This window comes from Mediterraneibacter gnavus ATCC 29149, from assembly GCF_008121495.1.
GTDB classification, from domain to species: domain Bacteria; phylum Bacillota; class Clostridia; order Lachnospirales; family Lachnospiraceae; genus Mediterraneibacter; species Mediterraneibacter gnavus.
On record NZ_CP043051.1, the window covers coordinates 775,759 to 796,380 of the forward strand.

Annotated in this window: 15 protein-coding genes; 3 read left to right on the forward strand and 12 right to left on the reverse strand. The window is 40.8% G+C overall.

The window, feature by feature from the left end; all coding sequences use genetic code 11:
* Positions 1–111 precede the first annotated feature (111 nt).
* Both FXV78_RS03810 and FXV78_RS03815 read left to right on the forward strand, forming a co-directional pair.
* Entirely contained in the window at positions 112–1,185 is a 1,074-nt protein-coding gene (locus tag FXV78_RS03810) for an iron-containing alcohol dehydrogenase (protein WP_004842270.1), read from the forward strand.
* Entirely contained in the window at positions 1,115–2,113 is a 999-nt protein-coding gene (locus FXV78_RS03815; protein ID WP_039959622.1) for an aldehyde dehydrogenase family protein, read from the forward strand. The genes FXV78_RS03810 and FXV78_RS03815 overlap by 71 nt, the downstream gene beginning before the upstream one ends.
* Here FXV78_RS03815 and FXV78_RS03820 read toward each other — a convergent pair.
* The 5 genes from FXV78_RS03820 to FXV78_RS03840 all read right to left on the reverse strand — a co-directional run bounded on the left by FXV78_RS03820 (position 2,094) and on the right by FXV78_RS03840 (position 6,450).
* Complete coding sequence (locus FXV78_RS03820; protein WP_009245200.1) at positions 2,094–3,170, reverse strand: hypothetical protein; 1,077 nt, start codon at positions 3,168–3,170, stop codon at positions 2,094–2,096. The two genes, FXV78_RS03815 and FXV78_RS03820, sit on opposite strands and share 20 nt — an antisense overlap.
* Positions 3,171–3,449: 279 nt before the next feature.
* Positions 3,450–5,090 (reverse strand): hydroxylamine reductase, encoded by a 1,641-nt coding sequence (gene hcp / locus FXV78_RS03825; RefSeq protein WP_004842266.1) that lies wholly within the window; start codon positions 5,088–5,090, stop codon positions 3,450–3,452.
* A gap of 79 nt (positions 5,091–5,169) precedes the next feature.
* Entirely contained in the window at positions 5,170–5,283 is a 114-nt protein-coding gene (locus tag FXV78_RS18945) for a 4Fe-4S domain-containing protein (protein ID WP_004842264.1), read from the reverse strand.
* A gap of 110 nt (positions 5,284–5,393) precedes the next feature.
* Positions 5,394–5,726, reverse strand: coding sequence for a cupin domain-containing protein (locus FXV78_RS03835; protein ID WP_009242442.1), 333 nt, complete (start codon positions 5,724–5,726; stop codon positions 5,394–5,396).
* Between the two features lie 13 nt (positions 5,727–5,739).
* Positions 5,740–6,450, reverse strand: a complete 711-nt coding sequence (locus FXV78_RS03840) for an ATP-binding protein (protein WP_004842261.1) — start codon at positions 6,448–6,450, stop codon at positions 5,740–5,742.
* 91 nt (positions 6,451–6,541) lie between these two features.
* Here FXV78_RS03840 and FXV78_RS03845 point away from each other — a divergent pair, with 91 nt between their 5' ends.
* Positions 6,542–7,189: a Crp/Fnr family transcriptional regulator gene (locus FXV78_RS03845; RefSeq protein WP_004842258.1), complete on the forward strand. Its 648-nt coding sequence runs from the start codon at positions 6,542–6,544 to the stop codon at positions 7,187–7,189.
* Positions 7,190–7,655: 466 nt separating this feature from the next.
* On the opposite strand, the gene FXV78_RS18415 is transcribed toward FXV78_RS03845, so the two are convergent.
* The 7 genes from FXV78_RS18415 to FXV78_RS03880 form a co-directional block, all read right to left on the reverse strand.
* Positions 7,656–7,982: a transposase gene (locus tag FXV78_RS18415; protein WP_004842257.1), complete on the reverse strand. Its 327-nt coding sequence runs from the start codon at positions 7,980–7,982 to the stop codon at positions 7,656–7,658.
* 8 nt (positions 7,983–7,990) lie between these two features.
* Entirely contained in the window at positions 7,991–8,290 is a 300-nt protein-coding gene (locus tag FXV78_RS18420) for a transposase (protein ID WP_148844601.1), read from the reverse strand.
* A gap of 5 nt (positions 8,291–8,295) precedes the next feature.
* Positions 8,296–8,805, reverse strand: a complete 510-nt coding sequence (locus FXV78_RS03860; protein WP_004614566.1) for a helix-turn-helix domain-containing protein — start codon at positions 8,803–8,805, stop codon at positions 8,296–8,298.
* Between the two features lie 261 nt (positions 8,806–9,066).
* A complete protein-coding gene (locus tag FXV78_RS03865) occupies positions 9,067–9,798 on the reverse strand; it encodes a pilin N-terminal domain-containing protein (protein WP_004842253.1) in 732 nt (243 codons plus the stop codon).
* The gene (locus tag FXV78_RS03870) at positions 9,783–10,664 is read right to left on the reverse strand and encodes a class C sortase (protein ID WP_004842252.1); all 882 of its coding nucleotides are present in this window, start codon (positions 10,662–10,664) and stop codon (positions 9,783–9,785) included. Before FXV78_RS03870 ends, FXV78_RS03865 begins: the two co-directional genes overlap by 16 nt.
* Before the next feature lie 97 nt (positions 10,665–10,761).
* The gene (locus tag FXV78_RS03875) at positions 10,762–12,372 is read right to left on the reverse strand and encodes a SpaH/EbpB family LPXTG-anchored major pilin (protein WP_004842250.1); all 1,611 of its coding nucleotides are present in this window, start codon (positions 12,370–12,372) and stop codon (positions 10,762–10,764) included.
* A 31-nt stretch (positions 12,373–12,403) separates the two neighbouring features.
* Positions 12,404–20,527: a Cna B-type domain-containing protein gene (locus FXV78_RS03880; RefSeq protein WP_039959587.1), complete on the reverse strand. Its 8,124-nt coding sequence runs from the start codon at positions 20,525–20,527 to the stop codon at positions 12,404–12,406.
* Between the last annotated feature and the right edge of the window lie 95 nt (positions 20,528–20,622).

Here is a 20,622-nt window from a genome sequence, read left to right on the forward strand (position 1 = left end):
GCATTTTCGTTTTGGGTTGACGCTGAAATGATATGGGGGTATGATGAAAAATTAGAGATGAAAAAAGAAGACGAAGAAGGAGAATAAAATGGATTCATTACAAAAGATATATTGCAGGGCATTCGCTGTGCGGTTTATGACAAGGTGGTGGCGAACCCTACCATTACTAATATTGAAGAAGCCAGGACACTGTATCTGGAAAGCGGCACAAAGGCGATCATTGCCTTTGGCGGCGGCTCTGCCATGGACTGTGCCAAGGTGACAGGGGCTTGTATCGTAAAGCCCAACAAGCCTATCCATAAAATGAAGGGATTGCTGCGCATCTGCAAGAAATTACCTCTGCTCATCGCTGTACTCACTACAGCCGGTACAGGCAGCGAGACAACGTTGGCGGCAGTCATCACAGACAGCGGCGCAAAGCATAAATATCCCATCAACGATTTTTCTTTGATTCCCAGATATGCGGTATTGGATTACCACGTGACCCTAGGTCTGCCCAAAAATATCACAGCCACAACGGGCATGGATGCACTGACCCATGCGGTGGAGACGTATATCGGTAGAAGCACCACAAAAGAGACGCGATTTATGGCAGAACAGGCCACCAGATTGATTTATAAAAACCTGAAAACGGCTTATGATGATGGACAGAATGTGAAAGCAAGAGAAAATATGCTGCAGGCTGCCTATTGTGCTGGCATTGCTTTTTCCCGTTCCTATTTGGCTATGTCCATGCCATTGCCCATTCTCTGGGGGGCCAAGTATGGCGTGCCCCATGGGCTTGCAAATGCGGTCATCCTGCCTTATTTCCTAGAGGAATATGGCCCTGCCTGTTATGGAAAGCTGGCAAAATTGGCAAGATGCATCGGTATGGTACCAAAACATACCAACGACCGCAGAGTGGCAGCGGCTTTTATCCAGTGGATAAAGGATATGAATCAATATATGAAGATCCCAGAACCGATTCAGGAAATCAGAAAAGAAGATATCCCTGCCATGGCAAAACACGTGGCAGCCGAGGGCAATCCCCTCTATCCCGTGCCTGTTTTGATGGATGCTGGGGAGTTGGAGATCATGTATGAAAAAATTATAGAGAAAAAGGAGGGAAAAGCAGATGCAGGAAAAGATTCAGAAGCAGAGGGAGTTCTTTCGAGGGGGAAAACCCATTACATTGTCCTTCCGTAAAGAAGCACTTAAACGTTTGGGCCGTACCATTCGTGCCCATGAGGAAGAAATTTATGAAGCCCTGCGGAAGGATTTGAATAAATCTAAAACGGAAGCTTATATGTGTGAGATTGGCATGACACTGGCGGAGTTGTCCTATATGCTAAAGCATATAGATGGCTGGGCAAGAAAAAGAAATGTGCTGAGCCCTATTGCACAGTTTTCCAGTGACAGCTTTACCATTAGAGAGCCTTATGGAGTGGTACTCATCATGTCTCCCTGGAATTATCCTTTTATGCTGACCATAGAACCCCTGATCGGCGCGATTGCGGCAGGGAACTGCTGTGTGGTAAAGCCTTCTGCGTATGCCCCTGCAACCTCTGCTGTCATCTGCAAAATCCTCAGAGAATGTTTCCCTGAAGAATATGTATTGGCGGTAGAAGGAGGCAGAGTGGAAAATCAGGCATTGCTGGATCAGAGATTTGATTATATCTTCTTTACCGGCAGTGTGACCGTGGGCAAAGAAGTGATGGCAAAGGCAGCAAAGCATTTGACCCCTGTGACCCTAGAATTGGGCGGCAAAAGCCCTTGTGTTGTAGAAAAATCCGCAAAGCTGAATCTGACGGCGAAGCGTATTGCATTTGGTAAACTGCTGAACTGTGGGCAGACCTGCGTTGCTCCGGACTATATTCTGGTAGAGCGCAGCGTAAAGGATGAATTTTTGGGCTATCTGAAAAAATGGATCGTGAAGATGTACGGCGAAAATGCGACGGAAAATGGCGATTATGTAAAAATAATCAACCAGAAGCATTTCGACAGAGTATGTGGTTTGATCGACCAGAAGAAAGTGGTATTCGGCGGAAAATGGAACGAAGAGACCATGCAGATCCAGCCCACCATTATGGATAATGTAGTGGCTGGTGATGCCATTATATTTCCTTCGTTATGAATACTAACGTATTTTCCCTTCTCGTTGGCAAGTTGTTTTTACGCTTCCTATTATTGCGAATAATTTCATCCCATATTTTTTGTTCAAATGCTTCTTGATTCAAAGCCGTTAACTCTGCATCTTCAATATTATCAAGCGTCAAATATAACCTTAAATAAAATGGTGCACGAAGTATATCTGTCAATTTCTTATCACTTGGCAATACGAATCCATGTGTAATAGACAGTTCATACAGTAAATCCTTACTAATAAGATTAACATGATATGATTGTACACAAACTTCATTTAGCAACAAATTATGAAATGAGTCTTTATAGGCCGTTCTAATGGTAAGAATTATTTTCCAACCAGCAGAAATAAACATTTGAAGCAAATCCTCAAATGTTTGCTGGTTTTCTAAAACAAAATATTTTTCAACTGCATCAATATATAGAATACGATTCTCAGTCTCTTCGTACACCTTTAGTACTTCATCTATTATGAGCGTTCCATATGTCATCAAAAAATTTCTCTCGTCAGAAACATCCATGTCTGTACATCTAAATGCCAAAATAACCGTATCCTGACCGATACTAGCCATACTCTTTTTAATGAGTGCAGATTTTCCTGCACCAGCCTCACCATCTACAACTAAAGCCTGATTCTCAGACTGCAAAAAAGAATTTATATTAAACACATTATTTTCCAGAATAATGGTTTTATCATTATACGACACTTGTGTCCCAATATGATTAAAAATATCTTCTTTATGCTTTTTAAGGTTTTCACAACATTCCTGAACTGCAGAATCTGCTTGAAAGAAAACATTTCTACAAATAGTAAGTCTTTTATCCTGCATAAGCTGAGCCTCGATATTACTTAAACCTCTCCACTCAATTGTAATCCCCAGTAATTGTGCAGTATTTTCAATATTTGTCTGATATGCCGGTTTTACAATATCTTTTTTGGAACTTGGAGAAAATTCTTGACTAATATAAAAATAAAGTGTTGTAATACCAGGATAAGCTCTTGCTGCTCCTTTAACTGCATCACTTAATTCATTTTCTTTGCCAGACATAGAAACACTATCTGAATAATATTTTGCTTGAAATCCTATAAGTTTGTCCCCTACTTGAATGGGGTTCGTTTCAATATACAAGCGTGTGCGAGGGAGATTGTGGATAAAGGGATGATTTATCAATAAGAAAAGGTGTATGGTGGAAAGCAAGTCTGAAAACAAAATGATTAGGCGTTGTCAGATTCGAATAACAGACAGAAAACCTCGGATGCCCATTTTATAAGGGTTTCCGAGGTTTCTTTATGCCTGTTGGATCTATTTCTTTTGACGGAGTATTTTTTATGCGTTAATACCGAAAAACTTCTCCATATCCTCTTCCACAGTGCCAATTCCTGCAATGCCGAAGTTCTCGATCAAGACCTTTGCAACATTCGGGCTGAGAAATGCCGGAAGTGTAGGGCCAAGGTGGATATTCTTCACACCAAGATATAAAAGAGCAAGAAGAACGATAACTGCTTTTTGCTCGTACCATGCGATATTATAGATAATTGGCAGATCGTTAATATCGTCAAGCCCAAAGACCTCTTTGAGTTTCAAGGCGATTACAGCAAGGGAATAGGAATCATTGCATTGACCTGCATCCAGAACACGTGGGATGCCATTGATATCGCCTAAAGGCAACTTGTTATATTTATATTTTGCACAACCGGCAGTAAGGATGACAGTGTCCTTCGGCAGAGCCTTAGCAAATTCTGTATAGTAGTCGCGGCTCTTTGCTCGACCATCACAGCCCGCCATAACCACAAACTTTTTGATAGCACCGCTTTTTACAGCTTCTACAACTTTATCTGCCAAAGCCAGAACCTGTGCATGGGCAAATCCGCCGATGATTTCACCGGTTTCGATTTCACTCGGAGCGACACATTTTTTTGCATGCTCAATAATCGCAGAAAAATTTTTTTGTTCGCCAATTTCTCCCGGAATATGTGTACATCCCGGATATCCCGCAGCGCCGGTAGTGTAAAGCCTGTTTTTGTAACTATCCTTAGGAGGAACAATGCAGTTGGTTGTCATTAGAATAGGACCGTTAAAGGATTCAAATTCTTCTTTTTGTTTCCACCAAGCATTCCCATAATTACCAACAAAGTTAGGATATTTTTTGAAAGCGGGATAATAATGAGCTGGCAACATCTCGGAATGCGTATACACATCCACTCCAGTTCCCTGTGTCTGTTCTAACAGCATTTCCAAATCGCGCAGGTCGTGGCCGGATACCAGAATGCCGGGGTTCTTTCTGACACCGATATTTACCTTTGTAATTTCGGGGTTTCCATAGCTGTCTGTGTTAGCCTTATCCAGCATTGCCATACCGGATACTCCGTATTTTCCTGTTTCCATTGTTAGAGCAATCAGATCTTCTACACTAAGGTTGTCATTCAGCGTGGCAGCCAGTGCTTTCTGAAGAAATGTGTCAACTTCATCGTTGTCCTTCAACAGCACATTTGCGTGCTTCGAGTAAGCGGAAAGTCCCTTCAAACCGTAGGTGATTAACTCGCGCAGAGAGCGAATATCCTCGTTTTCGGTAGAAAGAACACCGACAGTTCTGGCTTTTTCTTCCCAGTTTTCAGATCCGTTCCATTTTGCGGCTTCAGGCAGAACAGTCAGATTGGTAACTTGCTTTAGCAGAACTTCCTTTTCGGTCAGTGTAGCACGGATTCTTGATTCAATGCTCTCTTTATCAAAATTTGCGTTGGTAATGGTAGTGAACAGATTCAGAGTAATCAAGTGATTGATTTTGGCAGATACCTGCTTACCTTCCTGACGCAATGCAGTCGTAATAGCCGAAATTCCTTTTGTGACATAGACCAACAGATCCTGCATGGCCGCTACATCAGGTTTCTTTCCGCATACGCCGGACATGGTGCAGCCCTTGCACCCGGCGGTTTCCTGACACTGATAGCAAAACATTTTTTGTTCCATAATATGCCTCCTAAAAACTATTAAAATTTGAAATAATGTGGTTTCTTCTCAATCAAAAAAGCATATAGACGCGTTTGAATTAATCTTCCCAGGCGATTGCAGACACAGGACACGAGTCGATGGCCTCCTGTACAGCACCTTGATTTTCAGCGTTTGCTGGTTGATACGCTTCCGCCTTTCCCTGCTCGTTCATACGGAAAACCTCGTCGCAGATCCACAGCAAAGCCCACAGCCAATGCAGAGATCCTTATCTACTTTTGTTGCTTTCATAAAATCACCTTCCTTTGTCAATTTTGCGTTTGATTAAAATACAACTACTAAAAGCATCTTGAACGCTTCCTGCCCATATACCGCATGGGGATGGCCTGCTGGCATGACAATAGATTCTCCTTCGTGCAGCAGATATTCAACGCCATCAATCGTGATTTTTCCGATACCATCCAAGCAGGTGACGAAGGCGTCCCCACCCGATTCATGGGTGCTGATCTCTTCGCCCTTTGCGAATGAGAACAGGGTAATACTTACTGCCTGGTTTTGTGTCAAAGTTTTGCTGACAACCTGCCCCTCCTGATAAGAAATTTGTTCTCTCAGCGTCAGTACTTCTGATTGAGCAATGTTTTTCATTTTTTTACTCATAGTATCTCTCCTTTTATTCCAAAATTTTACCACCCAACGAAATCGTAACAATCTGCCAAGGAATGAATTTTCCGCTTGCCTGCAACGCTTTTTTGGCAGCTAATTCCAGTCCGCCGCAGCAGGGAACTTCCATGCGTACAACCGTCACACTTTGAATGTTGTTGTTTTGAATGATCTGCGTCAGCTTTTCGCTGTAGTCTATGCTGTCAAGCTTTGGACAGCCGATAATCGTAATTTTCCCACGCATGAAATCCTCGTGCATTCTGGCATAGGCGTATGCACTGCAATCCGCTGCAATTAACAATTTTGCGCCGTCAAAATATGGTGCATTAGTCGGTACCAGTTTGATTTGGCATGGCCATTGTCCCAACTGTGATTCTGTCTGTACCCGGGCAGAAGGAGTTGTTTCTTGTGAATGTTGAATACGCTGCATTCGACTGCCGGGGCAGCCTGTATGGGGAACAGCGGCATGATTGCTTTTCGCTTTTTTCCTCATATTTTCCTGCACAGCTTTTTCATCATAGGCGGCAGCTTCTCTCTCCACAAAGGAAATTGCACCTGTCGGGCAGGTTGGCAGACAATCTCCCAAACCATCACAATAATCATCTCGCAGAAGTGTTGCTTTGCCGTTTACCATGCCGATTGCACCCTCGTGACAAGCTTCGGCACACGCACCGCATCCGTTACATTTTTCTTCATCTATTTGGATAATTCTTCGAATCATTTTATACCATCCTTTCTCTTGTCTTTCTGGGCATAGTATATTATAATTAAAAATAAAAATCTGTTGTTATAACAACGAAAGGGTAAAAAATATGAAATTATCCGATATGCAGCTATTCCGTGGGTTAGAAGAAGATGACATCTCCTCGCTTTTAAGCTGTTTGAATAGTGTAAAACGCAATTATAAAAAAGGAGAAGTAATTCTTTCAGAAGGGAGTATTATAGAGAATATCGGCATTGTACTGTCAGGCATGGCAATGATATCTTGTAACGAAATTTGGGGGAATACCAGCATTTTAGGAAGTGTTGCACCTGGTTCTGTATTTGCTGAGGTATATGCCTGTATTCCGGGACAGCCGATGCTGGTTACAGTGTCTGCCGTGGAAGATACCTCTGTGTTGTTTATGAATGTGGGACGTGTTCTGACTACCTGCACAAACGCCTGCCCTTTTCATACAAACCTTGCACGAAATCTACTGACTGTCTGTGCTCATAAAAGTCTGCAACTTTCACAAAGGATTTTGCACACCAGTTCCAAATCCATACGAGGCCGATTGATGTCTTATTTTTCAGAATGCGCAAAACATGCCGGAAGCAATTCTTTTCTGATTCCATATAACCGCCAGCAATTAGCAGATTACTTGAATGTTGACCGCAGTACTATGTGCAACGAGCTTTCTAAAATGCAGAAAGATGGCATGATTGAATATAAAAAAAATCGTATTTTGCTCAAAGACTGAGATTTAAGGAATGGTATGAATTTGAATAGGGATTGATTTTTTAAGCAAAATCGCTTATGATCTGAAATAGAATATAGTGCTATTATCCACAGTTACGGAGCAAGTGTTATCAACACCGATAACCAAATGATAACATTAGCCTGTATAGGCAGGATAATATGGATAAATCAAATAATCAAAAGAACTGTAAACACGACAGAGAATAATCTCTAAACAAAATTGATTAGTAATTGTCGAATTTGAATAATAAACCAAACCCCAGAGTGCCCTATTTTTTTATTCCGTGATGTTAAAACTCAGAAATTTCCGCTTTTTCCGCATAATTTCTTATATTTCGGTATGGTTGTATTGGCCATAAAATCATCCAATTTTTCTATGCTGCCATTAACCATCTCGCACGTACTGATCGCATCCGAAAAAACAGCTAGTGTGCTGTATCGTTGATATTTAACATTACTACTGCATCTTATTCAGATGCAGTAGTAAATGTCGGATACAAGGAATTCAATTTAATTCTTGCATCCTCCGTTCGAAATTGCCAGTTTACCTTTGCGGCTACGGTATTTCGTTCAACTTCCCATGCTGATAATTCCTTACGAAGATTTGAAATATTATCAATCCTTCTGTTCAAACATTGTCTGGTCATGACGTTAAGTTCGATTTCTGCAATATCAAGCCAGCTGCCATGTTTTGGTGTGTAGTGAATCTCCAACCGCTTCATGATTCTTCTGGCTTCATCAGCAGGGTAACGTTTGTACAATGATGCTGGTTTATGTGTATTAAGATTATCCATTACAAGAATTATTTTTCTACATCTGGATACATGACATCGGCAAGATATTTGATTTCTTCTGCCCAGTCAATTGCAGTCCGATGTTCCCGAACACTTACATGATGAGCTCCACCAAGCGGTTCTACGAATGCAAAAATGCTGCATGTACCATTTCTGACATACTCAGAATCTACTTTCTGGTCATTGCCGGGGCGCATAGGAAGTGGGGATCTTGCCTCGCCAAGTAACTGATATGGTTTTTCGTCCATACAAACAACGGGGCGTTGTGGGTTATATGGAAGTTCGTATACATCGAGAACATCCTCCATACAAGCTATAAATTCTGCGTCCTCTCTTGAGGGAATGCACCAGTATTCATTTTTGTGAGGTCGAAGTTTGTTTTTTTTAAGGCTCTACGGATAGCATCTTTGCTAACCGGTGTATCAAGCACTACTTTGGCTTCTTTTTCCAGCAGACGCAAAGTCCATCTGGAATGACCTTCTGGAACAGGACCGCAGGCAAGTTCAATAATACGTGCTTCTGCACGTCCATCAAGGATACGCCTTGCATTGTCGGAATTGATATTTCTTTTGAACTCGGTAACCGCTTCAATGCCACCGGAAAAATATTTGGTCACTGTATTCGTTACAGTTGTCAGGCAAACACCATTTGATCTTGCGGATTGCTCATGGGTTAATACTTTCCCATGAGCCTCATCCAAATCAATAATAATCTGGCATCTGCTTCGAATAGTTTTAGATGTATTACTTTTGCGAATTATAGATTTTAATGTCTTCAATTCATCATCTGTAAGTTTAATGACATATTTTCTTGGTCTTGCCATATAAATCACCGCCGTTTTCTTTTATTTTAACATGAAGCGGCTATAATAGCTATAAATATTTAGTTAAATGTCAACAATACAGTATACTAGATATCATCCAGCAGAATTTCACAGCACTGCTCAATGCTCCTCAAATATCAAACAACGATATCAATCGTACCATTGCACCACCACTTCAACATTAATATTAGAAACGTTTTAAACTATATAACACAAGAAAACTGATTCCACCGCAATGGATCAGTTTTCTTTAAATAATAGCTACTTCATTTTTCTCTTTTTATATAATCCTACAATCAAACCAAGACTAACAATCGCTATTAAAAACCATGCAACTATATTTGTTGTATCTCCGGTTTTTACCGTATTTATTATTTTCTGAATAGTATTTGGCTTATCTGATTTTGAAGGTGCCGGATCCTTTGGCTTATCTGGATTGTTCGGTGGTGTTTCTGGTGAAACCCATTCAGCTTTTGGCTCTATCGTTACATTATATTCTACATTCCCATTGATTTCAGATGGAATATTAACAAGGAATGGAGCAGATTCAAATTTATCTGTACCACTTTCCACATTTCCAATCTGTGCAATCAGATAAATTCCTTCATCCAATTCTCCAAAACTCGTGCGTCCCGAACTATCTGTTTCTTGCATTAAGCCTGAAATATCATTTTCCTTCGCAAATGCATACAATTGTTTTGCTTGTTTTTCTCTTGCTTCTGCACTGGTATCTTGCAATGATATCCCTGAATCTTTAAAACCATTTTCCCAGACCAGCTCATCATTTTTCATATATTGAATTGGAAATATCGAGAACTTTGCTCCGGAAAGAGCTACTTCTTTATCCGAACTATTTCTCCCTTTGTAGATAATTTGAATGCTTCCTGTTCTGCTTCCTGCTTCAGCATGAATTGTTGAAATATTTATAAAACTACCGACAAGAAAAAGCATAACGAATAAAATAATGTGAATACTTCTTATCTTCTTTCGCACCTTACTTTCCTCCTTTTTCTATCTCGTATACTATAAATTACAGCAATCAGCAACCCTATAAAAATTACTATAATTGTTACAATCAGCACTTTAGCAGTAAAAGATAACTCCGGTTTTATATTTGTATCCGGCTCTTGCTTCGTTGCCTCTTCATAAGGTATTCTCTCTCCACGTACTAAAAGTCTGTGTGTATTGATTGCAAATGGTGTACAAGTAACAAGTGTTGCATAATCCTTGCCTGGTTCAATAGATAACCCATCTGTCTCTTCCGGTAAAACTGTTAATATCTGATCAATCTGATATGCCAGTGTTTCATCTAAAACCTTAATGTAAAAAATATCCCCTACTTCCAGTTTATCCATATTGGTAAATAGCGTTTTTGTCGGAAGACCTCTATGTCCAGTCAGAACTGTATGTGTACTTTCTCCACCAACCGGAAGAGATGTACCCCAAAAATGTCCGACACCTGCCTGCAAAACTGCTTCACTTGTTCCATGATAAATTGGAAGTTCTATATTAATCTTAGGAATACGAATGTATCCCATCATTCCAGAACCATCTACGTTCAACAGTCCCTCATAGCGAGCATCTATCTCCACATCTTCTTGCGAAAATGGATCAATCAAATCAATATTTCCCAGCATTTCCTGATTGTATGCTCTCGCATCTTCCAACATCTGCTCTTTTTCTGCCTTACTCAACTTTACGCTTTCCTCATCATAATAGGATACCACTTTGGAGCCATTCTTTTCATTCAGATAACTACTGAACGTTGGATATAACAATACGGAGAATGCAACCAAAAGCACGATCAGACGAATCATATCTTTTATTGTTATCTTCCTTTTTTTCTTCTTACTCTTCATTTCATTCTCCCTGTTGTTATACTTGGAATTGCGGTTACCTTCCGTGGAAGATAACCGCCCATTCTTTAAATCTTATCTTATATCTCTGGTAAAACTATTATGCTTCTTTTCTTTTATCACGGATGAAGCTTACTGCTACACCGAATACAAGAAGAGCTGCGATTACAGCAAATGCGATTGCTCCACGTCCACCAGTGGATGGAAGGAGGGAACCTGTGCTGTTTTCGATGTCGATGATTTTGTCATTTTCAACTGTTCCATCTTTGGAAATCGTCCACTTATTTACATCTGTATCTGCACTCTTTGTGATTTTAATTACGACTGGTGCTGTCAACTTATTGAATCCGTCTGGTGCCTTTGTCTCTACTAAATAGTATGTTCCTTCTGCAAGACCATTGACATGGAGGTTGTAACCTTTTTCCTCAATATTTTCAACTGACTCAAATTCTGTAGTAGTAGATGCTGGATCTACCACATAGTTACCTGCAACGCCTGCAACTACAGGAGATACTTTAATCGCTTTTGATTCATCATTTGCTTTAGCATCAGCTTCGCTTGAATATAATCTAAATTTTGCACCTGCTAACTTTTCTAATGAAGCTCCATCAGTACCTGCTTTTTTCTTTAAGATATCTAACGAATAGGTCGGTGTCTTTGCTTCACTTGGCGTTGTAGTTGTTGTATTACCTGAATCATTACCATACTCTAAATGAGCCTTGTTCTGTTCTGTTACAACTGCGGCTTTATTTACTTTTGCATAATATGTAACGGTGAATGCTTTTCCTTTGTTTGCCTGGTTATCTCTTACCCATGCAGACAGGTCAAGAGCCATTGTTCTGTTGCCTTCACCGGAAAGTGCTGCTGTTGTAGGTGTTGTTCCTACCGCTGTAACGCCTGTATCTTTAAATGCAATTGTAACATTTGCTTCAGTTGCATTATCAAGAGCATCTCCGTCGGCATTCTTTACAAAATCAAGACCTGTTGACAATGTATCGTGGATTTTGTATACATATTCTGCATATCCTGTTGTATCCGGAATAGAAGCTGTTACGGTATATTTCACTACCTGTCCGATACTTACAGTCTCTTTGTCAGCTTTTTTCTCAATGCTTGGTGTTTCTGATTTTAAGTTTACTTGAGTTGTATCAGCGTCTACTGTAACTAAGGAAGACTGAATCTCTTTTCCACCAGTTACATATACTAAGTAGTAACCTGCATCTAAGCCTGTAAATTTATAAGATGTTACATCTTCAAGTTTTCCAGAGTTTGCTGTAGCATCTAATTTAGGGTTCTTAGTTAATGCCTGTGTTGTAAAAGCATTCGCAAAATTCTGTACCTCTGTAGAATTATTTTCACCAAGATTTTTTACAGCTTTTGCAATGTCCTCATCTGTAGAAGATGTTGTAATTGTTGCAGTATTTAATGCAGCTACCAATACATCTTTATAACCAGCTGCAGTATTCACTGTATATGCATAGTTCTTTGCTCCTGTTGTACCAGACTCTGTCACATCAAATAATTTGTACAGATAAATGGTCTGATCTTTGAGTGTCTGTGTCGGAACGCCCGCTCCTGATTTCACAGTAACTGTAAGTGAGTTTCCTCCAGCAGCTGCTGGTGTTCCTCCTGCGGCAAATGCAGTGACAGACATAGCCATCATCATAATCGCTGCCAGCATTAATGCCATGATTTTTTTCATTCTCTTCATGTCCTTTATCTCCTTTTCTTGAGAATTTTTTTTATAGTTTTTCTGCTTTTTTATTTTCCTTGCATTTTTTATATCTCATTATGAAATATACCAGGAAAAGCAGAACAGCTATCAGGTAAATCAAATAGCTTCCGTATCCTCCGGTATCCGGAAGACCTGGGAAATGTTTGTTGGTTATCGTAAACGTAAATCCATCATCTGATTTTTTTATCGTTGTCGTATAACCATCTATTTTTGTTTCTGTAACGGAATATGTGTAATAGTGAATGGTTTTATTTTCATCCGTCGTATATGCTGGAAGCCCTTTGATTACTTCCTGCCAGGTAGATTTATCACTAGAACCACTTATAATATAGTCCCCATATCCTGGAACAGTTTCTGTCTGTTCTTTTCCTGCTGCATCTGTCCAGGTACGAGATATCGTTACCGTAATGTTATCCGGACGTTTTTTATCCAGATTGTTTAGATCCTTCCAAACTTTATTGATTGTCAGCTTGATATGTTCATCACATGGATCCTGTGACTCGGATGGCTCCGGAGTACCACTTTCTCCTGTGTTCAATGTTGTTTTAGTATCTGACATCAATACTGCTTTTGCTGGCGATTCATAGGCATTAAGATCTGCTTTCACTGAATCACTCTTGCTTGCCAGAACAGCATTCTTTAAAGTCTCAAAGGTCTTTACCGGATTCATATGTCCTATTGTATAAATATCCCATCCACTTGCATCATCCTTTTCATGACTGCTGTTCAAGATACTGTTATTCTTTTTAATTTCATCTAAAGATTGATCTAATTTTCTGTAAATACGGTAATTATTGTTCTCGCCTTCCACCTTATCTAATGTATTGAATTGATATTGCGAATCCAGTTCACTTTTTCCGCTAAATGGTCCAACAAGATCTTTTGTTCCACGAACCACATCACAGTAATACATGTTGTTGTTCTTCAAAAGTCCTTCATCGTTGAATCCAACAAAGCCACCACTTCGTCCGTCTTTAGCATCACCATCATTGTTATTTCCGGCTCCACCGGCATAGACATCATACCCATGACTGACACCGTAGACATTACTATCAGTAATTCTTGTTCGATTCGCCTTGATCAGACTCACACTGATATTGGATTTGGCATCATTATCATTCAGCAATCCATTTTCGTCGCATGGAAGTTTGATGGATGAATCTCCAATCGTAATAATTGCAAGGTCTGTCCGTTGGTCGTTATCCGTTGACTTCTTTGAAAGTCCTACAGATATATCCAGTCCGAGCAGATTTACATGAAGCAGTTTGCCATCATACAGTGCATCCACTTTGATAATTCCAAGATTGATCTTCAGAAGATTGGAATCCTGGATTTTATCCAGATATAATGCTTTTATAAGTTCATTAACAAGCGAGAATATTACATTCACTGCTCCAGAATCCAACTTCAAATCTGCAAGATAAGCGAAACTTGTTCGTCCTGCAAATCCGCCGGCTGTTCCACCTGACGCTACCTGTTTCAGTCCAATTTTCTGGTTCGTCTTGTCACCTGCTGTACAATTCGACATTCTTGCAAGATTGGCATATCCGATAAATCCTCCGGCAATCTGCTCATCTCCATTTGTACTCTGCACAGTGTAACCCTCATCAGTTCCTGTAACTGCACAGTCATCAATGTGAGAACCAAAAATGTCCATAACTCCAAGAGCACCACCAAGCAACTGTCCTGTATTGTCTCCAATAACGTCTATCTTGTCTGCCTTAACTACTCCGCTCTTTCCAGAATAGCCGACAAATCCTCCGACACTATTCAAACCTCTTACATTGCTTAATTCTGTTACTTTACTGTTTTTCACAGAACCATTTAGCAATGAGCCGCCAAAACCTCCGGCTGTTCCGCTATATGTAACCTGGTTGTTCTGTCCGGATCTTATCGCTGTGTTTGCGCTGACACTTAAGCCAGCATCCTTACTTCCGCTTACAGTTCCGTAATATACATAACTTCTAAATGCATCCAGCACATCAGTTCTTCCAAGCTTTAATAATTTATCAAGAAGCGAGGTCTCATTTCCTGCACTGATATTGGCAACTCCGGCCACGTCAGCAACACCAAAGCATCCTCCGGCATATTCGCCTGCGACTACGGAACGGATATTCTGTACAGAAACTCCTGCCTCTTCCGTATCCTTCTTACCGAGTACAGTTCCTTCCAGATTTCCGGCAAATCCTCCGGCTGCTTTTGCATAAGAAGTGTTATTACTTTCACTTGTATAAGCACCATTTACGATGATTCCCCAGTCATCCCAGGCTTCCACATCCGCATAACAGATTGTTGCGACTGTGGCATTTAATACTTTTATCAAATCTGCTGGTGTACTTAACAGTTTATTCAGAAGCTGGCTGAGCAATCCTTCTCCTGCAGTTGGATTCAGTGTTGCTACACTTCCTGGTCTGGAGCTTCCGACAAATCCTCCGACATAGCTTCTTCCGTCAACTCGTCTCAGCTTTGTGACCTTGCAGCGTGCATCATTTTCGCCCCAGATCTGTCCACCGATCAGTTTTCCTACATAACCTCCGGCATAACCGCAGGTATCCTTGTCATCTACACCTTCTGACTGGACAATCAGTCCACTCTGATAACCCTCTACCGAAGATTTCTTAATCACCGGCACAAATACATTAAGTACCTGCAGCATTTGTCCTAATTGCAGATTAAGACCGAGGATATCAACTCCTCCAAGCTTTGCTGCTCCGCCGTTTATCATTTCCCCTGCAAAACCGCCGGCACATCGAAGCCCTTTAATTGTCTTCGCCTGATAAGCCTGTCCATTTGTAATAGTTCCGGTCTGCATTGATCCGACATAGCCACCGGCTGCTCCGCCATTTGCCAGTTTTGTCTCATCTCGGTAATTGACTCTTCCTGCTACAACATTGTATCCGTAAGCATACTTTCCTATGATTGCATCCAGTTCAGCCTGATTACTTACTGTTCCATGCTCCGCAAGATCACTTCCGTAACCCCCCTTTTTTCCGACAAACTCCACCCATTTATTCCAGGTTTCATAATCCATCAAGGCAAGTGGTCCGTAAACTGCCGTATTTTCTTCCGTCGGATAGACAACACTAAGAGCTCCCAGGATGTTATCTACTTTTACCAGTCCCCACAACAAGGACAGGTTTCCGGTACTTGCCGTATCTGCTGACTCCATAAGTCCTGTGAAGCCACCAGCAATTTCTTTTCCGTATACTGACCGGATCCGGACTGCTTTGCAGACACTTGTTGGTCCGGTATAAGCTTTACCTTTCCAATTCTTTGTATTGTTTCCCCAGATATGACCGCCTTCATTATGCCCTGCATAACCTCCGGCCATACCTCGTTGTACCTGTGTTGTGGAAGCCGCATCTGCACGAACTGCACCACCACAAGGAATACAAGTCGTAGAGCTGTTTCTGATCGTCGGTACAAAGTCCTCCGCTAATGATGCCAATGTATCTGACACATTAACAAGACCATCTAAGATACCAGTATCGCCAAGGACATTTGCCACATTTCCTGGCTGCAAGTCTCCCACATAACCACCGGCTGTAATCTGGCCAATGATATAAGAAAAGTTATTTGCATTAGAGTCCTGAATATGTCCGCCAGATATCTTTCCGGCAAAACCTCCTGCATCTCCAAGAACGTCATTTGCTGATGCATCGGATGCTGTATTTTTCCAAGTTGCTTTTACTGCAAAACCTCCAACATCTCCTGTAACATTCGAATGTTCTATTGTAGAAACAACGACATTCAATGCATCCAGCACATGATTGATTCCTATTGAGTGACCAAGTACGCTCAATCCTTTTCCAACAGAAGCTGCGGAACCAATATTCATATAACCAATATATCCACCGGCATATCTTGCACCCGTTACTGCATATGTACTATCCTGTCCAAAATAATTTGAACTATCTTCACCCTCTAAATCTTTAGGAGGTGTTACCTTTGTATGTTTTAAATTTGTTACATCACAATGACTAACTTGAACTCCACTGCCATAACCAATAAAGCCACCAGCACTACCAGAATTCGTATCATCCGATTTGATTTTATTAGCCGTAACCGTAAATCCATTATCGGATTTAACTCCTGCATACTGTACATATGGAATGTAAGCATTAATCAGGTTCAGTAAATCTCCGACATTAATATTCAGACCTGTGATTCCTCCAAGAATGCTGATTCCACCTCCAGCATCTGCCAATGCTCCGGAGTAAACATTTCCGCCAAAGCCTCCGGCATAAGACTGCCCGTTTACATGATCCAGATTATAGACAGAATAATAGCTACCTTCTCCTGCGCCTTGGTTGTTAACCGTTCCACTCTGGAAGTTTCCGACAAAACCGCCAGCTGTATCTGCAACAACTCCGCCTTTATCAACATAAGTAACCGTGCACTCTGTATAAGAAGGAAGCAAGTACTTGACAGCACCTAACAACTTATTTGCATTTAGCAAAGCCTTGACATCCGCTTCACCAGCTACATCTGCAAGACCTCCGGTCTGTGAAGAACCTACAAATCCTCCTGCAAAACCATCTGTATCATTTGCTGTTACTTCTCTTAAATTTTTCACATCGGACTTAATGATCTCACAGCTGCTACTCTTTCCGATGAAACCACCGGCTGTGTAATCCATTACTTCGCCGTTGGAATTTGTACCTGTTGCTTGTACAGTCATGCCTCCTGCGATGCCATTTACATGAGCTTCGTTGATTTTGACTCTGACACCTTCTGCCACAGAAAGCAGATTTTCTACTTTCAGCAAGTTGTTCAGTCCTAACAGATTCAAAGTCAGTCCGTTTCCGCCTGCCAGATCTCCCGGACCTGCACAACCAGCAAAACCACCGACTCTGTTTTTTGCTATAACAGATTTTACCTGATTTAATGTTACAGTATCCACATCTCCGCCAACAGCCTCGCCAAGCGCTCCGCCGGCATAATTTCCTTTTGCTTCTACTGTATATCCATCATTTACTCCCGTCACCGTTACATGATGCACAGTAAATCCAAGAAAGTTTCCGATTCCAAGCGTATTATTTAAAAGTCCTGTGACATTTGCTGTTGTTACACTTCCGGCAATACCTCCGACACGATTTTCACCTGCCGTAACTGTTTTTAATCCTGTAAGCACATTATCTCTTTGTGCTACGCTACTTGCATCTGCTCCACCATGTTTCCAATAAGGAAGTTTATTTAGATACTCTGTACTGGATTCCGCAATATAGACGCCATCACCGCCACCAAGAATACCACCGGAATAGCTCTTACCAGCCTCAACTGAAACTGATGAACAATCCATGTTACATCCCAAGATTGCTGATGGTGCAATTCCTACAAGTGACAAGAGCATACCTGCTTTTTCCGGATCACTCGACAAAAGACCTGTCAACAAGTCTTTCACTGTTGTTAAAAGGCTTGCATCCTTGACTTCTTTATTTCCAAGGTTTGTAATCCATCCAACTGTTGAAATACCACTCACACCACCGGCATAACTTCCGCTTGCTTTAACTGCAATGCTTCCGCTCGCTCCACAGTTGACTGCATAGCTGTTGGTCTGTGCTCCTACGATACCGCCTTGATAATTTTCACCGGATACAGTGACATTACATCCTGTCAGATTGCAATTTAACAAGATACTCTGCGGTTGCATTACTCGAATAAGTTCAACACCCACATCACTTAACAATCCACGGATTTCCGCATCTCTGCTGATTCCTGCAAAACCTCCGCCGTATTCTTTTGCGGTTACAGAATAACTACTGTTTTTCACAGAGCAGTCAAAGATTCTTGTTCCTACCTGCTGTCCTACAAAACCACCAGCATAATCTTTACCGGCAGCTCCGATAGTTCCTGCCAGATTCTCTACATGACAGTTTTTAATATTTACATTTTTGTATCCAGTAGGAATTAAACTACCAACCGGCAATGCCTTGTCCAGAAGAATTGTGATCAAATCTCCAAGTCCAAGTCCCGGAATTGCATTTAACAATGATGATAATGCATTCACCGTTACTCCAAGAGCTTTCGACAACCCGTCATACTCTGTTACACCTTCTGTATAACCGACAAACCCACCAGTACGGTCATTAATATTCGAAACACTGACTTTTCCTGTCACATCACAGTTTTCAATGGAAACATCTCCCACTAGCCTTCCGGCAAATGCACCTGTTGCATAAATCGTCGGATCCTTTGCTCTTGCATTTAAAAGTGCTGATAATGTATCTTTCAAATTCAGGTTTACGTTTCCAAATGTTAAAACTCCTACTAATAAATCAACTACACCACCTACAAGCCATCCAAGTCCTGATGTGAGTCCACTTATTATGGTCTGAGTGTTTTTATGTTCATTCGTGTTATTTTGTACATTTACATTTTGTAATTCTAGGTTTGATACAGAGACCGTTCCGGCACTGACACCAATGTTGTTTACATTAACCTCATTCGTAACTGTTCCAAAAAAACCAATTCCTATGTACTTAGATCCATCCATTGCATCTGCCTGGTTCACATTCACATTAGAAATTACAGGTTTTCCAGTTGCCAGAATAGTGTTTCCATCCGTAATCATTGTTTGTCCATCTGCTAACTTTGCACCTTTGATATCCCCCGATACCATAAGTGGTGTCCAAAGATCATCTTCTTGATTTGAGTTCACACCATCCTTTGATAAGTCAATATCTCTGAAAATGATGTAATTTGCATTGGATGAATATTTAAGATTGCCGTATTCACTCCTTAATTTATATTTATCTATATTTTTATCAGGAAGACCATTTTCATTGACTCCACAAAATTCACCGGTTCCAACAGTAAGTCCGCCCAGTAACGTCCCTAAAAGACCACCTACGCCTTTAAGCAAACCTGCAAGAATGTTATCGTCGGAAAGGTTTACATTCGCCAGCTTGTATTTACCGTTCTCTACACCGTTTGTTTTATCTTTATAATATAGATATGAGTTTTCTCCTTTGACATTGTCCGGCTTTGGGTTTATAAGACCGTGCGTAGTTGCACCTTCTTTTGCTACAGCATCCAGGCCAAGGTCCGCATCTCCCGGATAATAAGGACTGTAAAAAGGATTGCCACCAAACAGACCAGTTACCAAACCCGGTTTGTAATAAACATACAGTCTAGGAGTTACGCTCTTATTGCTTCCAATCGCCCGCAACTGTGACTCATTTCCGATCAGAATATATTTCTTCCCGGAAACTTCTACATATAGCTGTCCCGGTTTTGTTCTTCCATCTGCATGCTCACCATCTAGCCACTGAACTCCATTCGCCGCTTTTTCTGTCAATTGATCCGCAACCAATTCCGGCTTATCCGAATTAAACTTCTGCGATAACACGTAATTATGAGACTTACTATAAGTCAGATACTCCTGATCTTCTCCATCCGGATAAATCATCTGCCCCATACCAAACTGTGGTGCATCATAATCCATCGACATAACTGGTTCCGTTTCAGATTCTTCCTGTGCAAGTACCATTAACTGATATGGATTGTATATATAGATTGTATCCGTTTCCTTATCATACAGCGTTGGTGTTTCGTTTTCTTCTAGTTTCGTACCTGTGATAGTTCCGGTAAATGAATCCGGTACTAACCACATCTGTTCCGAGTTCATCTGGATGTCATTCATCAAAATGTACTGGGCATCTGCACCGTATTTCAGCTCTGTGCCTTCACTCTTTACTACTTCTCCAGAACCAATCTGTCCATCCTTATCACCTGTGTAAATATAAGCATCTGAACCAATCTGTTTTAATTGTTCATAATTATAAATGCATATTTTACTATCCTTATAATAAGCATCTATATTATCTGTTGATTCCGCTTTAACATTTCCACCGGACGATTCCGATTCGTCATTTTTCGAGTTTTCACTTGTTTCCCCCGATATCTTAGATTCGGATTCCGTGGAGCCATTTATTTCATCTGAAACTGTGGATTCGGTTGATGCTTCATCATTGCTCATATTGGTTTCATCAGAAAGGACCACTTGACTCGTGTTGGTACCCGATGGATTTACATCTGCTGCATCCGCAATATTCACTTGAGAAAATAAGATAGCCATACATAGTATTACTGCGATAATTCTGTTCTCTATTCTTCCTTTTTTCTTCATATCTGGACCTCTAATCGGAATAAAAATTCCTACCATTTACTCAATATTGCATTCTAATATCTAGAATGATTTTTTAGCATAAAATAACTAATTTT